The 16,317-nt window shown below is 48.3% G+C and carries 19 protein-coding genes, 2 tRNA genes and 1 pseudogene; 11 read left to right on the plus strand and 11 right to left on the minus strand.

Annotated features, from left to right (window positions below):
• Nucleotides 1-48: 48 nt before the first annotated feature.
• Nucleotides 49-696, minus strand: coding sequence for a hypothetical protein (locus P253_RS09420; RefSeq protein WP_016658417.1), 648 nt, complete (start codon nucleotides 694-696; stop codon nucleotides 49-51).
• A 264-nt stretch (nucleotides 697-960) separates the two neighbouring features.
• Between P253_RS09420 and P253_RS09425 the strand changes: the two genes are divergently transcribed.
• Together P253_RS09425 and P253_RS09430 are read left to right on the plus strand one after the other, a co-directional pair.
• Complete coding sequence (locus P253_RS09425; RefSeq protein ID WP_016658418.1) at nucleotides 961-2,043, plus strand: DNA/RNA non-specific endonuclease; 1,083 nt, start codon at nucleotides 961-963, stop codon at nucleotides 2,041-2,043.
• Nucleotides 2,044-2,113: 70 nt separating this feature from the next.
• Nucleotides 2,114-2,359, plus strand: coding sequence for a hypothetical protein (locus P253_RS09430; RefSeq protein ID WP_005180612.1), 246 nt, complete (start codon nucleotides 2,114-2,116; stop codon nucleotides 2,357-2,359).
• Nucleotides 2,360-2,466: 107 nt separating this feature from the next.
• On the opposite strand, the pseudogene aqpZ reads toward P253_RS09430, so the two are convergent.
• Nucleotides 2,467-3,154 (minus strand): annotated as a pseudogene (gene aqpZ, locus P253_RS09435) (aquaporin Z).
• A 103-nt stretch (nucleotides 3,155-3,257) separates the two neighbouring features.
• On the minus strand, nucleotides 3,258-4,274 hold the full coding sequence (locus P253_RS09440) for an AraC family transcriptional regulator (RefSeq protein WP_005180609.1): 1,017 nt from the start codon (nucleotides 4,272-4,274) through the stop codon (nucleotides 3,258-3,260).
• A gap of 110 nt (nucleotides 4,275-4,384) precedes the next feature.
• Between P253_RS09440 and P253_RS09445 the strand changes: the two genes are divergently transcribed.
• Nucleotides 4,385-5,017, plus strand: coding sequence for a sterol desaturase family protein (locus P253_RS09445; RefSeq protein WP_016658420.1), 633 nt, complete (start codon nucleotides 4,385-4,387; stop codon nucleotides 5,015-5,017).
• Nucleotides 5,018-5,441: 424 nt separating this feature from the next.
• Here P253_RS09445 and hisF read toward each other — a convergent pair whose 3' ends face one another.
• On the minus strand, nucleotides 5,442-6,200 hold the full coding sequence (gene hisF, locus P253_RS09450) for an imidazole glycerol phosphate synthase subunit HisF (protein ID WP_005180605.1): 759 nt from the start codon (nucleotides 6,198-6,200) through the stop codon (nucleotides 5,442-5,444).
• Between the two features lie 113 nt (nucleotides 6,201-6,313).
• Between hisF and P253_RS09455 the strand changes: the two genes are divergently transcribed.
• Genes P253_RS09455 through P253_RS09465 form a run of 3 tightly spaced genes read left to right on the plus strand, consistent with a single transcriptional unit; the run spans nucleotide 6,314 to nucleotide 8,333 of the window.
• Nucleotides 6,314-7,264, plus strand: a complete 951-nt coding sequence (locus tag P253_RS09455; protein WP_016658421.1) for a homoserine kinase — start codon at nucleotides 6,314-6,316, stop codon at nucleotides 7,262-7,264.
• A gap of 17 nt (nucleotides 7,265-7,281) precedes the next feature.
• Nucleotides 7,282-7,908 (plus strand): DUF1294 domain-containing protein, encoded by a 627-nt coding sequence (locus tag P253_RS09460; protein WP_005180601.1) that lies wholly within the window; start codon nucleotides 7,282-7,284, stop codon nucleotides 7,906-7,908.
• Between the two features lie 32 nt (nucleotides 7,909-7,940).
• Nucleotides 7,941-8,333 carry a DUF4870 family protein gene (locus tag P253_RS09465; protein ID WP_016658422.1) on the plus strand — a complete coding sequence of 131 codons (393 nt, stop codon included), beginning with the start codon at nucleotides 7,941-7,943 and terminating at the stop codon, nucleotides 8,331-8,333.
• A gap of 33 nt (nucleotides 8,334-8,366) precedes the next feature.
• Here the strand turns inward: P253_RS09465 and P253_RS09470 are convergent, their stop codons facing one another.
• From P253_RS09470 to hisB, 6 genes are all read right to left on the minus strand, one after another.
• A complete protein-coding gene (locus tag P253_RS09470; RefSeq protein WP_005180595.1) occupies nucleotides 8,367-9,302 on the minus strand; it encodes a DMT family transporter in 936 nt (311 codons plus the stop codon).
• 87 nt (nucleotides 9,303-9,389) lie between these two features.
• Nucleotides 9,390-10,121: a 1-(5-phosphoribosyl)-5-[(5-phosphoribosylamino)methylideneamino]imidazole-4-carboxamide isomerase gene (gene hisA, locus P253_RS09475; protein ID WP_005180591.1), complete on the minus strand. Its 732-nt coding sequence runs from the start codon at nucleotides 10,119-10,121 to the stop codon at nucleotides 9,390-9,392.
• 175 nt (nucleotides 10,122-10,296) lie between these two features.
• On the minus strand, nucleotides 10,297-10,965 hold the full coding sequence (locus P253_RS09480; protein ID WP_016658423.1) for a 3'-5' exonuclease: 669 nt from the start codon (nucleotides 10,963-10,965) through the stop codon (nucleotides 10,297-10,299).
• A 74-nt stretch (nucleotides 10,966-11,039) separates the two neighbouring features.
• Nucleotides 11,040-11,528: a DUF805 domain-containing protein gene (locus tag P253_RS09485; protein WP_016658424.1), complete on the minus strand. Its 489-nt coding sequence runs from the start codon at nucleotides 11,526-11,528 to the stop codon at nucleotides 11,040-11,042.
• 151 nt (nucleotides 11,529-11,679) lie between these two features.
• Complete coding sequence (gene hisH / locus P253_RS09490) at nucleotides 11,680-12,297, minus strand: imidazole glycerol phosphate synthase subunit HisH (RefSeq protein WP_005180583.1); 618 nt, start codon at nucleotides 12,295-12,297, stop codon at nucleotides 11,680-11,682.
• Nucleotides 12,297-12,890 carry an imidazoleglycerol-phosphate dehydratase HisB gene (hisB, locus tag P253_RS09495; protein WP_016658425.1) on the minus strand — a complete coding sequence of 198 codons (594 nt, stop codon included), beginning with the start codon at nucleotides 12,888-12,890 and terminating at the stop codon, nucleotides 12,297-12,299. The genes hisH and hisB overlap by 1 nt, the downstream gene beginning before the upstream one ends.
• A gap of 96 nt (nucleotides 12,891-12,986) precedes the next feature.
• On the opposite strand from hisB, the gene P253_RS09500 reads away from it, so the two are divergent.
• From P253_RS09500 to P253_RS15320, 5 genes are all read left to right on the plus strand, one after another.
• Entirely contained in the window at nucleotides 12,987-13,364 is a 378-nt protein-coding gene (locus tag P253_RS09500; protein ID WP_016658426.1) for a GNAT family N-acetyltransferase, read from the plus strand.
• A 198-nt stretch (nucleotides 13,365-13,562) separates the two neighbouring features.
• A tRNA-Phe gene (locus tag P253_RS09505) sits at nucleotides 13,563-13,638 on the plus strand.
• Between the two features lie 126 nt (nucleotides 13,639-13,764).
• Nucleotides 13,765-13,840, plus strand: a tRNA-Phe gene (locus P253_RS09510).
• A 306-nt stretch (nucleotides 13,841-14,146) separates the two neighbouring features.
• A complete protein-coding gene (locus tag P253_RS15315; protein WP_016658427.1) occupies nucleotides 14,147-14,341 on the plus strand; it encodes a hypothetical protein in 195 nt (64 codons plus the stop codon).
• 57 nt (nucleotides 14,342-14,398) lie between these two features.
• Entirely contained in the window at nucleotides 14,399-14,656 is a 258-nt protein-coding gene (locus P253_RS15320) for a hypothetical protein (protein WP_016658428.1), read from the plus strand.
• An 82-nt stretch (nucleotides 14,657-14,738) separates the two neighbouring features.
• On the opposite strand, the gene P253_RS09520 is transcribed toward P253_RS15320, so the two are convergent.
• The gene (locus P253_RS09520; protein WP_005180567.1) at nucleotides 14,739-16,256 is read right to left on the minus strand and encodes an acetyl-CoA hydrolase/transferase family protein; all 1,518 of its coding nucleotides are present in this window, start codon (nucleotides 16,254-16,256) and stop codon (nucleotides 14,739-14,741) included.
• Between the last annotated feature and the right edge of the window lie 61 nt (nucleotides 16,257-16,317).

Raw genomic sequence — 16,317 nt, forward strand, 5'->3', positions numbered from 1 at the left:
AGAGCATAGCTCTGGTTTTTTTGGAGGATAAAAGCCTAAAATGGGTCTTTAATTGGCTTCATTCAGGCTTGGTGCTTCAGGTAGGGCTTGAACAGGCGCTTGCATCTGCTCAGCATCAGCTTCAGGTGCGGCCTGAATAGCAGGGTCTGCCATTGGTGCTGCTTCTGGTGCAGCGGCTAAGGCTTCCTGGGTAACATCGGTTTCGGCTTCTATACCATTCACCGGCGCTTCAGCTGAGGAATCCATCATGGGTGCTGCATTCTGGGCGGCTTCCGCTGCAGGTGCAGTCAACTCTGCTGCGGGTGGTTCAGTAATAGGCTGTGCGCCCTGGGCCAACGGATCAGTTGACTGGCCAGCCGGTACCGGTTGTGAGGTCAGCGCTGATGCATCGGGTGCAACCGCTTGTACCGGAGCATCATGGCCTGGTACCTGGGCGGGTGCATCTGCCGGAATCACATCCAGCTGCGGATTGGTCGGCATCGGCTGAACCACTTGCGGATTGGCTTCAGAGACAATGCGCACCTGACCGCTGGCCACGATATCCTGCAATGAACCCGGCTGACCATTAACCGTGGTCACCACTTTGGCTTTCGATAAGCTTTCCAGGGTATCACCCGGTTGAATGGGAGGTTCGGCAAAGGCAGTTGCACTCATTAAACCGGTAATCAGGCCGGCACCCAGTAATTTGGAATACATAGATTCCTCCATCAAATTTTTATCACACGATTTTTTCGTGAACTACCTTGGCATATAACACTGGCCTGACACAACGCAGCACACTGAAAGCCATCCAGACTTATCATAAACTGTGTTAAAACTCTGACAGACTGTTACACAGTCACCGCCTGTACAGCGGTTTATTGTCTAATTGTTAAGCGAACAACAGCCAGAACATATACAAGCTGCAGACCCCTTGTTAAGCTCGGCCAATATGTGATTCTTATAGTTTTTAGCAGTGTAATGGCCAGAAAAAAGCGCAGTACAAATCCGCCTCTCTTTCCCTTTTTTCATCAAGGAAGTTTAAAAGTTGTTTTAGGTGTGGTGGCCGCTGGCAGTTTCGCGATTGCCTTTGGACAGGAAAAAATCAGCCAGTGGATGTCCTTGACACCAAGCACTTCGAATAGTGCCTGTCTGGAACAATTTTACCGTGATGTGCCGCCGTATTTAATTAAAGACAGTCTGCGCAAAGACAGTTATCCGCTGTGCTTTAATGGTTTTAACGTGATGTATTCCGGCGTGTCCAAAACCCCGCTGTGGGTGGCTGAAAGTCTGACCCCGGCGCGTTTAAGCCAGAAAATTCCCCGTGAAGACAGTTTCCATGAAGAAGAGCGGGTGAAAGAGCAGCACCGCGCGACCTTGGCGGATTATCGCGGTTCAGGCTATGACCGCGGACATATGGCGCCAAATGCCGATATGTCCAATAAAGCGGCACAATACGACAGCTTCTCGCTGGCCAATATGGTGCCACAAGCGCCGAAGAATAATCAGCAGGTCTGGCGTGAACTGGAAGAAGCCACCCGTGCGCTGGTGACCAAGCATAAACAGGATGTGTATGTCATCACCGGGCCGACTTTTAGTGGCAAAAAACTGAAAGCGATTGGTAATGGGGTGATTGTTCCAACCTCGGTGTATAAAGCCATTTACTTACCTAAAACCGGCGCAATTGGCGCCTACTATGCACCGAATGACAATTCCCTGCAGGTCAAAGTGGTCAGCGTCTGTTATTTAGAAGAACAGTTGGGCATTAACCTGTTTCCGCAGCTGACCGAAGAGCAAAAACGCAATACCTATAAATTGCCGCTGACCGCCAACGCGGTAAAAGCCAATAAACCACTGGAATATTCGCATTGGGATGCAGAAAGCCAGTGTGCTGAAGATGTTGCTCCGGAGCAGCTACAGGCCTTACAGCGTCAGTTTAAATCGGGAGGTAGCACGGCCACTGCCAGTGGTACAACCTTGGATGCCGAAACCCAGGATGCCATCATTAAGCAGTTGATTGAGGCCTTGTTGCACTATATCTTACAGTTAATGAATAAAAGCTGATCAGCACATATAAACGGCAGGATGAGCAATTGATCCTGCCACAACAACCAGCATTACGGCCGAGGTGGGTATGTTTAAACCGTTTCAACATGGGACAGAATCTCATGCCATTCATGATCTGACTGTCGAGAATGATCTGGACTGCGTGAATGTCTATGGCAATTTACAGCTCACCAAGGACCAGGCGGGTCTGGCTGCGGCTAAAGCCTTGCAGGCACTGCTGAATGAGGTGGTTGCGGCTCTGGAAAAAGAGCCAAATCTGCCTGAAAAAGTCCAGCGTACCGAAGTACGGGAAATCGAAAATCCTTTTCTTTGACATTCTTCCTGTCTTAGAGGACAGGGTTTTTACGCTCTAACTAATAAACTGTTCATTTAAAATATAAAAAAGCCCACCGAAGTGAGCTTGTAGGACGTGCAGCAAGATTAGTCCTTCTTGCCAACCACTTTATAAATCACCGCGCCAATTACCGCACCAATCATTGGTGCAACCCAGAATAACCAGAGCTGGCTTAAGGCGGCAGTTTCTGCAAAGAACGCTACACCGGTACTACGGGCCGGGTTGACTGAGGTGTTGGTGACCGGAATACTGATTAAGTGAATCAGGGTTAAGGCCAGACCAATTGCAATTGGCGCAAAACCGGCCGGCGCACGCTGATCGGTAGCGCCTAAAATAATAATCAGGAAAAAGGCGGTTAAGACAATTTCAATGATCAGCGCTGAAACGAGTGAATATTGCCCCGGGGATAATTCACCAAAACCATTGCTGGCAAAACCACCGGTGCCGCTAAAACCGGCCTGACCCTGGACAATCAGGTATAAAATCCAGGCCGCGACGACAGCACCCAATACCTGGGCAACGATATACGGGAGCAGTTCTTTGGCTTCAAAACGGCCGCCGGCCCATAAGCCCAGACTCACCGCCGGGTTAAAGTGACCGCCTGAAATATGCCCCACGGCATAGGCCGCGGTTAAAACGGTTAAACCAAAGGCAATCGATACGCCAACAAAGCCAATGCCCAGTTCAGGGGAAGGCTGCAGCCAGCACGGCACTACCACAGCCGCCGAATACCAGCCAGAAGGTCCCCAGAAATTCTGCACAATATTTATTCATTTTCATGTCTTCAGAATTTTATTTATGTGATGAAAATTATAAAGTGTGAAATATATCACACTATTTTTGTAAAATACTCTTTTTTTATACGCTTCAAATTAAACTAAAAAGATGAAAGATTGATTAAGTTGTTCTGACGCCATTGCTGTGGCGTGTGCTGGGTCCATTGTTTAAAGGCACGCTGAAAGGCACTCTGTTCCGAATAGCCGAGCAGCAGGGCAATTTCCTGTAGGCTTAAATGTGGATCTTTTAAATATTGTTCGGCCAGTAAGCAGCGTACTTCCTGAATCCGTTGTTGATAGGTGGTGCCTTGCTGCTGTAAATGCCGTTGTAACTGCCGTACTGACAAATTCAGCTGCTGGGCAATATGTTCAATCTGGTACATATTGCGTTGTAAACCGGTCAGAATCGCCTGCTGTAAACGGTGGTCAATCTGGGTGGAATTTGGCAGTTTTTCCAGCAGAGCCTTGGCCTGTTGGAGCAATAAATGCTGTAAGGTCTGATCCCCCTGATAAAAGGGTTTGGACAGCTCCTGCAACGGCATTAGCACCTGGGTTTTTTCCTGGGAAAAACGTACCTTGCAATGAAAATACTGCTCATACAGCGCCACATGCCGTGGCGCCGGATTCTGGAAATGTACTTCATGCAGGCAAATATCCTGAAACTCCATAAAATGTTTCAGGAACTCCACCATCAGCGCAATGGCAATTTCATTGGTCAGTTGCGTGGTCATGGTCGGCGGCAGGTCAGCCCAGCGAATGGAGAGATAATTACCTTGCACTTCCACCTGTAACGGACTGCCGTCGTAGACCAGCCGGTGAAAGTCATGATAGCGTTGCAACGCTTCGCCCAGATTGTCACAGGACAGGGCAATATAGGCAATAATGCCCAGATGTTTGGGCTGCACCAGTGCGGCAATTTCCAGTCCCAACGCCGGACGCTGTAGCTGCTGTTCCAGTTCGGTCAGCAAGTCGCGCCAGAGAATATAATCAAAACGTTCCTGATGTTGAACCTGCTGTAATTTTTCTGGAACCGGCAGCTGTTGTGCTTGATAAAAGTCGTACAGCAACTGGGCCAAGCCGCCATAAATCGAGCCGGTATAATCCTTTATCCGTTGCATAGCTTGTCATTTTATTCTTGTCGTGATTTGTCAATCATATTCAATTTTTCCGTCAATATCTAGCCTGTGCCGACGCTTATAGTGAAGGAAAAGCACAGGAGGACTGGAGCATGTTAAAAGGATTTATTGCAGGTTTATTGGTGGCCAATGCCTTTGAACGGGTGGCACATAAATATGTATTACATGGTACCCATCGGCCGGGGCAGCCGCGTCACAGTCCGGTGCCACGCAGTATGCGTTCGCATTGGGAGCATCATCGTGAGGTGCGGAAAAATCAGTTTAATGATGAAAGCTATGTGATTGGCTGGTCGCACTGGCGCAATAAAAACGAGATTATCTCGCTGGCTGCTGCCGCGGGTGTGTTTGGGCTGGTGTTCTTCCCGATTTCCAAAGGCATGATGGCCGGCAGCATGTATAGCGCCCTGAATTATTACTATATTCACCGCCGTGCCCATTTGGAGCCAGAGTGGGCCAGAACAAAAATTCCCTGGCACTATGACCATCATATGAACAGCAATCAGGATGCCAATTGGTGTGTGACCAAGCCCTGGTTTGACTATATTCTGGGCACCCGGGTTATATCTTCACCCGATTTGCAGGAGCAGAATCCGCTCGGGATTGCCTTGCCACAGCCGCTGTCAGCACTGTTAAACCGCGGCGCGGAAAAATTCTTCCCGGCCAAATGGGTCGACCGGAATGAAAAGCCATCCCCAGATCTTGAGCCACTACCTAAAGCCAGTTAATGAGAGGGTTGTTTATCTGCTGAGCAAATTCATCGTTGATTGGCCCAAAGTCAGTATATTCGCGGAACAATAATACTGGATCAATTATGTGATAGAGATCAAATAAAACTGATTGAAAACAACTGCTTTGTAAGCTGTTGTCGTGAATTGTCAATAAAATTGGCGTTGATGGTCAATATCTGTTCAGGGAAGTTTTCTATAGTAAAGAAGCTGAAGATAGCGGCAGAACTTCTGCCTACATCGAAGGTGATTCTGTTGAAATATGTACGTTTTAATGCCAAGCGCTGTAGCAATTCTTGGTTTATAGGGAGTCTTCAGGACTCCTTTTTTTTATCTTCATTTTTTATTTGTTTTGCTTTGCCGCATAAAAAAAGAGTGTATGACTACACTCTTTTTCAGTTCTGAAATTTTTGAGCCAGCGGGCTTAAAGGCGCATTTCAATACCTTGTGCCGCCAAGTATTGCTTGGCTTCCGGAATGGTGTGCTGACCAAAGTGGAAAATTGAGGCCGCCAGAACTGCATCGGCGCCGCCTTGTAAAATTCCGTCTGCCAGATGCTGTAAATTGCCAACACCGCCAGAAGCAATGGTTGGAATATTGACGTGGTCATTAATGGTTCGCATTAGTGCCAGGTCATAACCGGCTTTGGTACCATCGGCATCCATAGAGGTAATTAGCAGTTCACCCGCGCCGTAATCAGCCATTTTCACGGCCCATTCAATTGCATCAATCCCGGTCGGTTTGCGGCCACCGTGGGTGAAAATTTCCCATTTGTTGTCGCCGGTTTTTTTGGCATCAATCGCCACCACAATACATTGTGCGCCAAAACGTTGTGAGGCTTCCTGCACAAATTCCGGATTAAACACCGCAGCCGAGTTAATGCTGACCTTGTCGGCACCGGCATTCAGTAATAAACGGATATCTTCGACCTTACGCACGCCGCCGCCCACAGTCAGTGGAACAAACACGGTTTCTGCCATACGCTCAACGGTACGGTAGGTGGTGTCACGGCCATGATGGGTAGCGGTAATATCTAAAAAGGTGATTTCATCAGCGCCCTGTTCGTTATAACGACGCGCCACTTCAACCGGATCACCTGCATCACGAATATCCAGAAATTGCACACCTTTCACCACGCGGCCGTTATCTACGTCTAGGCAAGGAATAATACGTTTAGCAAGCATAATTTTTTCCAGTCATTTCAGCTGATTATGAAACTCACCCACACAAGCGCTACACCTTGGCAGATGGACACGCTATTCTATCAAACTTATGTAAGATTTTTCGCAGGTTTTCTATGTCGGTTTATACGCCTTTGACTTTAAAGGAAGTTCAGGATTTTGCAGCCCCTTATGGACTTGAGGTGGTCGATCTGATTCCGATTCAAGGCGGTATTCAAAATACCAATTACTTTTTGGTGGCTCAGGACGGTACACACTATGTGTTGACCGTGTTTGAAGACATGGATGAACAGGCAGCCGGTGAACTGGTGCCGGTACTGGAACATTTGGGTGAGGCAGGTTTAGCTGTGGCGGTGCCGCTCAGTTATGCTGGCAAGGCCATCCACTCGATTAAACAGAAACCGGCCCAGATTGCGCCGCGTTTAATCGGCGAGCATCCAATGCCAGCCAGCATCGCTCAGGTGGAAGCCATTGCCGTGGCACAGGCCAAAATGCATGTGGCCTTAAAAGATTTTCCTTTAAAACGCGCTTTTGTCCGCGATCATGCGTACTGGCTGGCGGTATCCCAGGAAATTAAACCCAGCTTGAGCGAGGCCGATAAAGTTCTGCTCAGCAAATTGCTGGGGCTGTATGAAGCGCTTACCGCGATTTATCCGGACCGTCCAAAAGGGTTTATCCATTCCGATTTATTCCGCGACAATACCCTGTTTGAAGGCGATCAGCTGCAGGGCATTCTGGATTTTTATGAGCTGAATCAGGATGAATGGCTGTTTGATATTGCCATTACCTTAAATGACTTCTGTACCGAGTATCCGCAGGTCAGCCTGAATGAAGACAAAGCCATGGCCTTTTTAAAAGCCTATGACCGCATTCGTCCTTTAACCGAAGATGAAAAAGCCTGTCTGGAGCTGTATCTGGCAATGGCTGCTGGCCGTTTCTGGATGATGCGTTTACAGGTGGCACAAAAAAATGCTTTGCAAGGACGCAGCGGTGACGCAATTTTGCAGAAAAATCCGCTCGAGATGCGTAATATGTTGATTGAACGCTTAAAGTTCGTCACAGCTTAAACATAAAGGGTAGGGAAATGCGCGATCAGGGCCGGTTAATTGAATGGTTTGATGACAAGGGCTATGGCTTTATTCAGCCCAATGATCCGGACAAAGACCGCGTATTTTTGCATATCAAGGATTTTGCCCGTCCGGGGCCGCGCCCGATTGTCGGTTGTGCACTGGATTATCAGGTCATTTTAGATGAACGCGGCCGCTATCGGGCCCAGCAGGTGGTGTATTTAAAAGCCTCGCAGGTCAAGCCGCGTGCTGATGTGGTGAGCAAGCCGCGGCAGCGTCCTGCGGCCAAACGTCCGGCCATGCAAATCCTGTGTGTGGCCTATATTCTCGTGCTGGCGGTACTGACCCTGACCGGTTTATTGCACGGCCTGCTGCTGTTATTGATCAGCCTGATGAATGCACTCAGCTATTGGCTGTATGCACAAGACAAGGAAGCGGCCCAACTCGGTCACCGCCGGATTCCGGAACAGAGCCTGCATCTGGTTTCGGCTCTGGGGGGCTGGCCGGCGGCCTGGCTGGCACAGGAAAAAATGCGACATAAAACACAAAAACAACCTTTTCGTAAAATTTATTTTTGTACAATTGGCTTAAATATTCTTTTGATTTTATGGTTTATTTCTCCTTTTAATCTGTTGACGCTCTGAGCATAGCGGGGCGGGGAGTGCAGGACAACAATATGAATACTTCCATTGACCGTGACCCGAATCGTAGTCTGACTTTTATTCTGTACCTTATGTATATCGTGGCGATTTTTAGTGCCGGCTTGCTGGCAATCGTCGCGCTAATCATCAATTATGTAAAACGCGGCGCGGTACGCGGTTCGATTTTTGAAAGCCACTTTACTTGGCAAATTCGCAGCTTCTGGTGGTATCTATTCTGGAATATTGTGGCCTTTGTGCCGTTCTTTTTTATTTTCTTTATTGATGAAGACCCGAACCGCTTTGCCCAGGTCATTTTTGGTGCTTCGGCCTTCTGTCTGGCGGTGATTGGCCTGTCTTGGCTGTGGATTGTCTATCGGGCTATTCGCGGTATTATGCGCCTGAATGATAATGAGCCGATGTATTCTTAAATATCTGAATCATCAGACCGATCTTCCCAAAATTTAGTCCGGAAGATCGCTCGCTGATGGCGTGTGCTGCTGTTTCTGACGCAGAAATTTTGGTTTCCATTCACTGATAATCACGCCCAGCACCACCAGAAAACCACCGACCAAAGCCATAAACGGTAAACGCTCGCCGGCCAGACGGCCAAACAGCGACGCCCATACCGGTTCGCCAGCATAAATAATTGCCGCCTGTGCAGGGCTGACTGCACGCTGTGCCCAGTTCATCACCAGCTGAACCAGTGCACTGGCCAGACCTAAACCGCCCGCCAAGAGCAGCAGCATCCAGGAAAATTGTGGTAGTTGCTGCTCACCGACCAGTGGCATGGCAAGAAAGGCAAACAGGGAGGCGAACAGCAGTTGAATCACCGTGACCCGTTGCAGATTGACCCGTCCGGCAAAATGGCTGATCAGGATAATTTCCAGTGCAATCGCAATGGCGCCGAGCAGGGTAATCAGCTGACCAAAACTCAGCTGTAGCTGCCCCAAACCATTGCCGGTCAGTAAAACCAGCCCGATAAAGGCACAGCTAGCGCCCAGCCAGATCATGATATGCAGCCGTTTCCGGAACAGCAGCCACAGTAAGATCGGCACCAGCGGCACATATAATGCGGTTAAAAATGCCGATTCACTACTGCTAATGGTTTGCAGCCCCACGGTTTGCGTACCATAACCAACGGTCAGGCTGGCCCCAATCAATGCACCGGCCCAGAGTTCTTTGGCTTGCACAGCGCGTAAATGCGGCAGTGAAATCAGCGCGACCGCCAGTGCAGCGGCGGCAAAACGGCAGCCGACAAAAAACATCGGGCTGGCATAATTCAGCGCCAGCTTGACTGCCACAAAGGTACCGCCCCACAGCATGGTAATCATGATCAGAGCCAGTTGCGGCGCTTTGCTGTTAAGTGTAGTTTTAAGGTTCACAGGGGCATCAGACATGGCAGATCAGCGAGTATTCAAAAAAAGACATCAACCCGGTGAGGGCATAAAAAAAGAGGCCCGAAGACCTCTTTCTGATAGCAGCACTTAGAGGGCTTGCTCATCGAGCAGCAATTGCGCTTCACGCAAATTCAGGCTGCCTTCATAAATGGCACGACCGGTAATCGCCCCTAAAATGCCCGGTTGGCCTTTTAAGTTACGGACATCATCCAGATTGGTCACGCCGCCTGAAGCAATCACTGGTAAACCTGAATATTGCGCCAGATTGACAGTCTGCTCGACGTTTACGCCTTGCATCATGCCGTCACGGGCAATATCGGTATACACAATGCTGGAGACACCGGCATCGGCAAAACGTTTGGCCAGATCGGTGGCTTTCACTTCAGTCACGTTGGCCCAGCCATCGGTCGCGACCATGCCATTCATGGCATCAATGCCCACAATGATATGCCCGGCGAATTTTTTGCAGGCTTGTTCGACAAATTCTGGCTCTTGAACGGCTTTGGTGCCAATAATCACAAAAGATACGCCTGCATCGAGGTAATGTTCAATGGTTTCAAACGAGCGAATACCGCCACCAATCTGAATTGGCAGGTCTGGCTGTGCTTTGGCAATGGCCTCGACCACCGGTTTATGGATTGGGGTACCTGCAAAAGCGCCATTTAAGTCGACCAGATGCAAGCGACGCGCACCTTCATTGACCCAATGCTGTGCAGTGGCCACCGGATCATCAGAAAATACGGTATCGTCTTCCATACGACCTTGTTTTAAACGGACACATTTTCCATCTTTCAGGTCAATTGCAGGGATGATCAGCATGCTTTCGCTCCTTGCTTCATCGGTTGAATTTCTTGCCGCCCATCTTAGCAATAAACGAAAATTTTCTAAATGCCATATTTGCATGCAAAAACAAAAACAGCCTGTGCTGTGTCAGGCGGTAAATAGGGAGATCAGGAAAATCGGGCGGCCTGTGTAGCTTGATCTTCAGAGCGGTTTAGGGCGGGGTTTTAGATGGCCGGATTCTGAGTTTGAGCGAGGTATTGGGAATCTGTTTCGGCAACAGGCCCAAACGCAACAATTCTTCAAAGACCAGAACCGGGGCATAGGCATCGGCGGCGGCATATTCCATTTGTGCTGTGCTTAATACCGGATTGGCCCAGTTCGAGGTGCTGAGCCGTTTGCTTTTGGGAAAATAGACCTGAAACAGCAGCGCCATGGCATGTTTTAATCCGACCGGGTTTTTAAAGCCAAAGCTGTGAAAGCATTTGGACAGTTCCAGCACACTGTTCAGTTCTACGCCTTTTTTGCGAAACAGATGGGCATCATTTTTCAGGCCAAAGCCGACTTTAATCTGGTCACGGTTGGCGAAGATTGGCTTAAGAAAGTTCCAGATTTCCTCATTCATCTGAAATAGATAGGCCCGATCTAGTGTGGCCAGCTGAATCAGGTGCGGGCCATCCGACACTTCGCCACTTTTAAAAATCGGTTTGGATTCCGAATCAAAGCCGAGTACCGCTGCAATATTCAGTTCATGCGCATAGTGCTGACATTCGGCCAGCGTTTGAATCAGATGAATTTTAGAGGGTGGCAGACTTTGAAAGCGCGGCAGCTGTTCCAGCTGGCTGGAAGAGGGCATATGGGGTGATGTTGAAGATAAGCTCATGCCATCTTTTCCTTGGGCTGGCGATAAAAATAAGGCCTGAATTGTCAGGCCTTATTTTAAGCAAGCGGGACCTTTTAGGCCAGTACTGCACCAAAAATGGCAAAAGCAAATAGCAGTACCAACAGAATAATATAAATCCAGGCCAGCGCCGCTTCCCAGCCAGCCGTAGCACGTGGTGGACCATAGCTGTTAACACGTTGATCACCCGGGGCGAAAAACAGATACAGCATCAGCAACAGGTTGGCCACTGGAACCAGCATCAGTAACGATAGCCAGCCGGTATGGTTACGGTCATGCAGACGGCGGATGGTGAAAATAAACATCAGATATAACACCCCCAGATAAATCAGTGCGCCCAGCACCAGCGGGGTGAGCGGAATGCCGCCAGCAGGATCAATATTCATCAGCCCGGGAAAGAGCAGGGTCAAAACCAGAAAAACCGGAATCATTAACAGTGCAATCAGGCAGTTCCAGGCCAGATAGGAGAAACGTCCAAAACGCCCCGCCGCGCTGAGTGCCGAATCTTGTGTCGTGATGTGTTGGGTATGAGTGGTGCTATGCATTTTTGAATTACCTGTTTTATTTTTATTGAGTTGTATAAAAAGCAGTCAAATATTACTAAAAATTGCTTAAAAAAGAAAGAAATAAAAAATAGGTGAAAACAAAGCCGGGACGAACCCGGCTTTATACATCTTGCGCAACAGAGGAAGGGTGTTAAATCTTCCAGTCGACAAAGTTCTTTAACAGTTGCAGACCAGCAGTATGGCTTTTTTCCGGGTGGAACTGGGTCGCGAACAGGTTGTCTTTGTGCAGGGCGGTACAGAATTGCAGCCCATAGTCACAGGTCGCTGCCACAATTGTGCTGTCTTTCGGCTCGACATAGAAGCTGTGCACGAAATAGAAACGTGCATCCTGTTCAATGTTGTTCCACATTGGATGGCTCGGGTCAACCTGATGCACCTGGTTCCAGCCCATGTGTGGCACTTTTAGACCTTCAACCTCCGGGAAGCGTTTTACCACCCCTTCAAAAATACCCAGTGCATCGGCACCGCCATTTTCTTCGGAATGTTGCATCAGCGCCTGCATACCCACACAAATGGCCAGTACCGGTTTATTAAACACCGCCTGACGCACGACCTCATCGATCCCGGCTTCATGCATGCCTTGCATACAGTCACGCATGGCACCGACACCCGGAAACACGATTTTATCGGCCTGGGCAATCAGTTTCGGGTCATTGGTGACATCCACCGTAGCACCGACGTGTTCCAAGGCTTTGGCGGCAGAGTGCAAATTCCCCATGCCATAATCAAGAAGGGCAATACGGGTCATTACAGGGTACCTTTGGTCGATGCCACAGTATTGGCAGCACGTGGATCAATTTCACAGGCCATACGCAGTGCGCGCGCAAATGCTTTAAACACACTTTCAATCTGGTGGTGGCTGTTTTTGCCTTTCAGGTTGTCGATGTGTACGGTCATTAGCGAGTGGTTCACAAAGCCCTGGAAGAATTCAGAGAATAAATCGACATCAAAACGGCCAATGGTGGCGCGGGTAAATGGTACATCCATAAACAGGCCTGGACGACCAGATAAATCCACCACGGCACGGCTTAAAGATTCATCGAGTGGGGCATAGAAGTGACCATAACGCTTTAAGCCTTTTTTATCGCCCAGTGCCTGTGCAAAGGCCTGACCCAGGGTAATACCACAGTCTTCTACGGTATGGTGGTCATCAATTTCCAGATCGCCATCACAATGAATATCAATATCAAACAAACCGTGTCGCTTGATTTGATCCATCATATGGTCTAAAAATGGAATACCAGTGTTGAGTGTGCCTTGACCGGTACCGTCGAGGTTTAAACGAACTCGAATTTTGGTTTCGTTAGTGTTTCTTACCACTTCACTGATACGCTCTGTCATGGACACGTTCCTCAAAAAACGTTAAAAATGATGGATGTAAAAATGTTTCGCTGCGACGAAGTCCCAGCATATTAGATTGCTCAGGAGGGTTAATCAATGCCTATTACCGTACATGCTTATACTTCACTGGAAAATGATGAAGTGCGCAGCCAGCTTGAGCGACTGTATGACACCAGTCCAGAGTTTGGTGATGGCCAGGATGCGGTAGAGCAACTCGAGCAACATCTGAACCAGTATACCCTACTTTATACCGCAGAATTTAATACAAAATTAATTGGTGCAATTTGGTGTACCGGGCAGGGCGAAAGTAGGACCCTGGAATATATTGTGGTGCATCCGGCCAATCGTGGTCGCGGTGTGGCCGAGCGTCTGGTCAGTGAAGTCTGCCGCATGGAAGAAGCCAAAGGCGTGAATCAGTTTGAACCGGGCTGTGGCGCAATTCACCGCTGTCTGGCACATCTGGACAAGCTCTAAGCGAGTTAAAATGAAATTCAAGAGAGGCTAATCGCCTCTCTTTTTTTATCTGCTGGCCTGCAAATGGCTGGAATCGCGGGCGTTTCACTTAAAAAATAAGCAGACAGTGTACAAAATGCTGTAAAAGTAAACAAATGCTTGAATTTATGCAAAAGCTGCTTGACGGCACCGGATGGAGATTGTTTAATACGCGTCATCGGCGTGATAGCTCAGTTGGTAGAGCAACGGATTGAAAATCCGTGTGTCCCCAGTTCGATCCTGGGTCTCGCCACCATATTTAAACGTTTTCAATCCCTGATCCCATCAGGGATTTTTTTTTGGGTAAAAAATACTCGATTAAATAAAAATGTCATGATTTATATTGACTAATTTCCCCAGATGCGGCTTAATACACGGCATCGGCGTGATAGCTCAGTTGGTAGAGCAACGGATTGAAAATCCGTGTGTCCCCAGTTCGATCCTGGGTCTCGCCACCATATTCAAAAATCCCCTGCATTGCAGGGGATTTTTTTATGGCATTTAAAAATGGCAGCATGATCTTTCATCTTTCATCTTTCATCTTTCATCTTTCATCTTTCATCTTTCATCTTTCATCTTTCATCTTTCATCTTTCATCTTTCATCGTTCATCGTTCATCGTTCATCTTCAAGATTCACTGGGTCTGATCAGATCGGGAACACAGTTACGCTAATAACAGCTCAATAACACGAATCCTGCTGAATAAGATTGCATTCTGGCGCTTAATAGAGAGACATGTTTCATTACTGTTCAGGAGGCCGTGTATGACGCGCTTTCAGATGTTCTCCTCGACTGTAATGATTATGCTGGGAATCGGCTCAACGTCGGTCTGGGCGCAACCCGAGCGTCTAGCAACGCTTCAGGTCATGGCAGAACCTGAACTACGTCAGGAAGTGGGCTTTATTCCGTATCAGGAAGATCGTGCAAAGCGTAAGGCATTACAGCACCGGATCATGTAAATTCAGCAGGACACTCAAAACCGGGTCATTGACCCGGACCCGCCTGTTCTCATTACCATGCCGGCCAAAGAACCGGTCAATATGGATCACCTTTCTCCCGCGTTGCAGCAGCATATTCTGGCGATTGCCGCCGGTCTGCAGTCGGATAACCCGCTACGTGGCCTGGAAACCCTGCTGGCGCCATTTCGTGGCCCGGATGGACAGATCCAGCTTGATTTACCCAATGTTTCGTTAGGCGTGGTCGATTATGAGATGAATCTGGGCAATAGCTTGTTCCCCGATATTAGCTCACAGTTACGCAACCCGACCCGATAATAGATGACGTGACAGGGGAAACTGTCCAGCCATAAAAAAACGCTCCAGAGGAGCGTTTTTTTAGATCTGATTCAGGCCGAGATTAAGCCGTTTTTACCGCTGCTTCTTGGGCCAGCATGTGACCATTTTCTTCGAAGTTGCTGTGCCAAGCCAACGCTTCACGTAACAGGTGAGGAGTGTGGCCGCCTTTTGCACATGCGCGGTCGAAGTAGTCGTTTAATGCATCACGGTACATTGGGTGTGCACAGTTGTCGATAATCGCACGAGCGCGCTCACGCGGTGCCAGACCACGAAGATCGGCAAGACCCTGTTCAGTCACCAGAATGTCAACGTCGTGTTCTGCATGGTCAATGTGTGATGCAAATGGAACAACAGATGAAATGTCGCCACCTTTGGCAATAGACTTGGTCACGAAGATGGCCAGGTGTGCGTTACGCGCGAAGTCACCTGAACCACCAATACCGTTCATCATTTTGGTGCCGCATACGTGAGTGGAGTTCACGTTACCGTAGATATCGAATTCAAGCGCAGTGTTGATGCCGATAATACCTAAACGACGTACCAGTTCAGGGTGGTTTGAAATTTCTTGTGGACGCAGAACCAGTTTATCTTTGTACTGTTCCAGGTTGTTAAATACTTTCTCGCCGTATTTCGCAGACAGGGTAATAGATGAACCTGAAGCGAACTTCATTTTACCGGCATCAATCAGTTCGAAAGTACAGTCTTGCAGTACTTCTGAGTACATGATCAGGTCTTCGAAGTTTGATTCTTTCAAGCCGGTCAATACTGCGTTAGCGATTGAACCAATACCTGCTTGTAAAGGACCGAGGTTTTTCGGTAAACGGTCTTCAGCTACTTCTTTTTCAAAGAATGCGATCAAGTGGTTGGCAATTGATTGAGTCTCGTCATCTGGTGCAGTGACAGTTGATGGAGAGTCATGTAATTCGCTGTTAAATACGATACCAACGATTTTTGCAGGATCGATGTTAATCGCTTGAGTACCGATACGCTCGTCAACTTTGGTCAACGGAATTGGTTGACGGGTAGGACGATAGGTCGGGATATAAATGTCGTGTAAGCCTTCAAACGCCGGGCTTAAGTTGGTGTTAATTTCAACAATGACTTTTTCAGCAAAAATTGCAAAGCTTGCAGAGTTACCTACAGAAGTGGTTGGCACGATGCCGCCATCTTCAGTAATTGCAACGGCTTCAATTACCGCTACATCTGGCTTTTTCAGCTGCTGGTTACGCATTTGTTCAACTGTTTCAGACAAGTGCTGATCGATGAACATGACTTCGCCTTTGTTGATGGCTTTACGTAAAGTGTTATCCACTTGGAAAGGCAGACGACGTGCCAGTACACCGGCTTCAGTCAGTTGTTTGTCGAGATCGTTCCCTAAGCTCGCACCAGTAATTAATGTAATTTTTAGAGGATTCGCTTGTGCTTGTTTCACTAAAGCCAAAGGAACAGCTTTCGCTTCACCGGCACGTGTAAAGCCACTCATACCAACAGTCATACCGTCTTGGATGAATTGAGCAGCTTGCTCCGCACTCATAACCTTGTCATGTAGGGAAGCTAAACGGATGCGATCTAGGGACATGGTTTACTCTCGTTTGAAAAATCAGAACTGATGGCGATTGTACCCATCAAAAAAGCCATTT

Source organism: Acinetobacter indicus CIP 110367, from assembly GCF_000488255.1.
Lineage (GTDB): Bacteria > Pseudomonadota > Gammaproteobacteria > Pseudomonadales > Moraxellaceae > Acinetobacter > Acinetobacter indicus.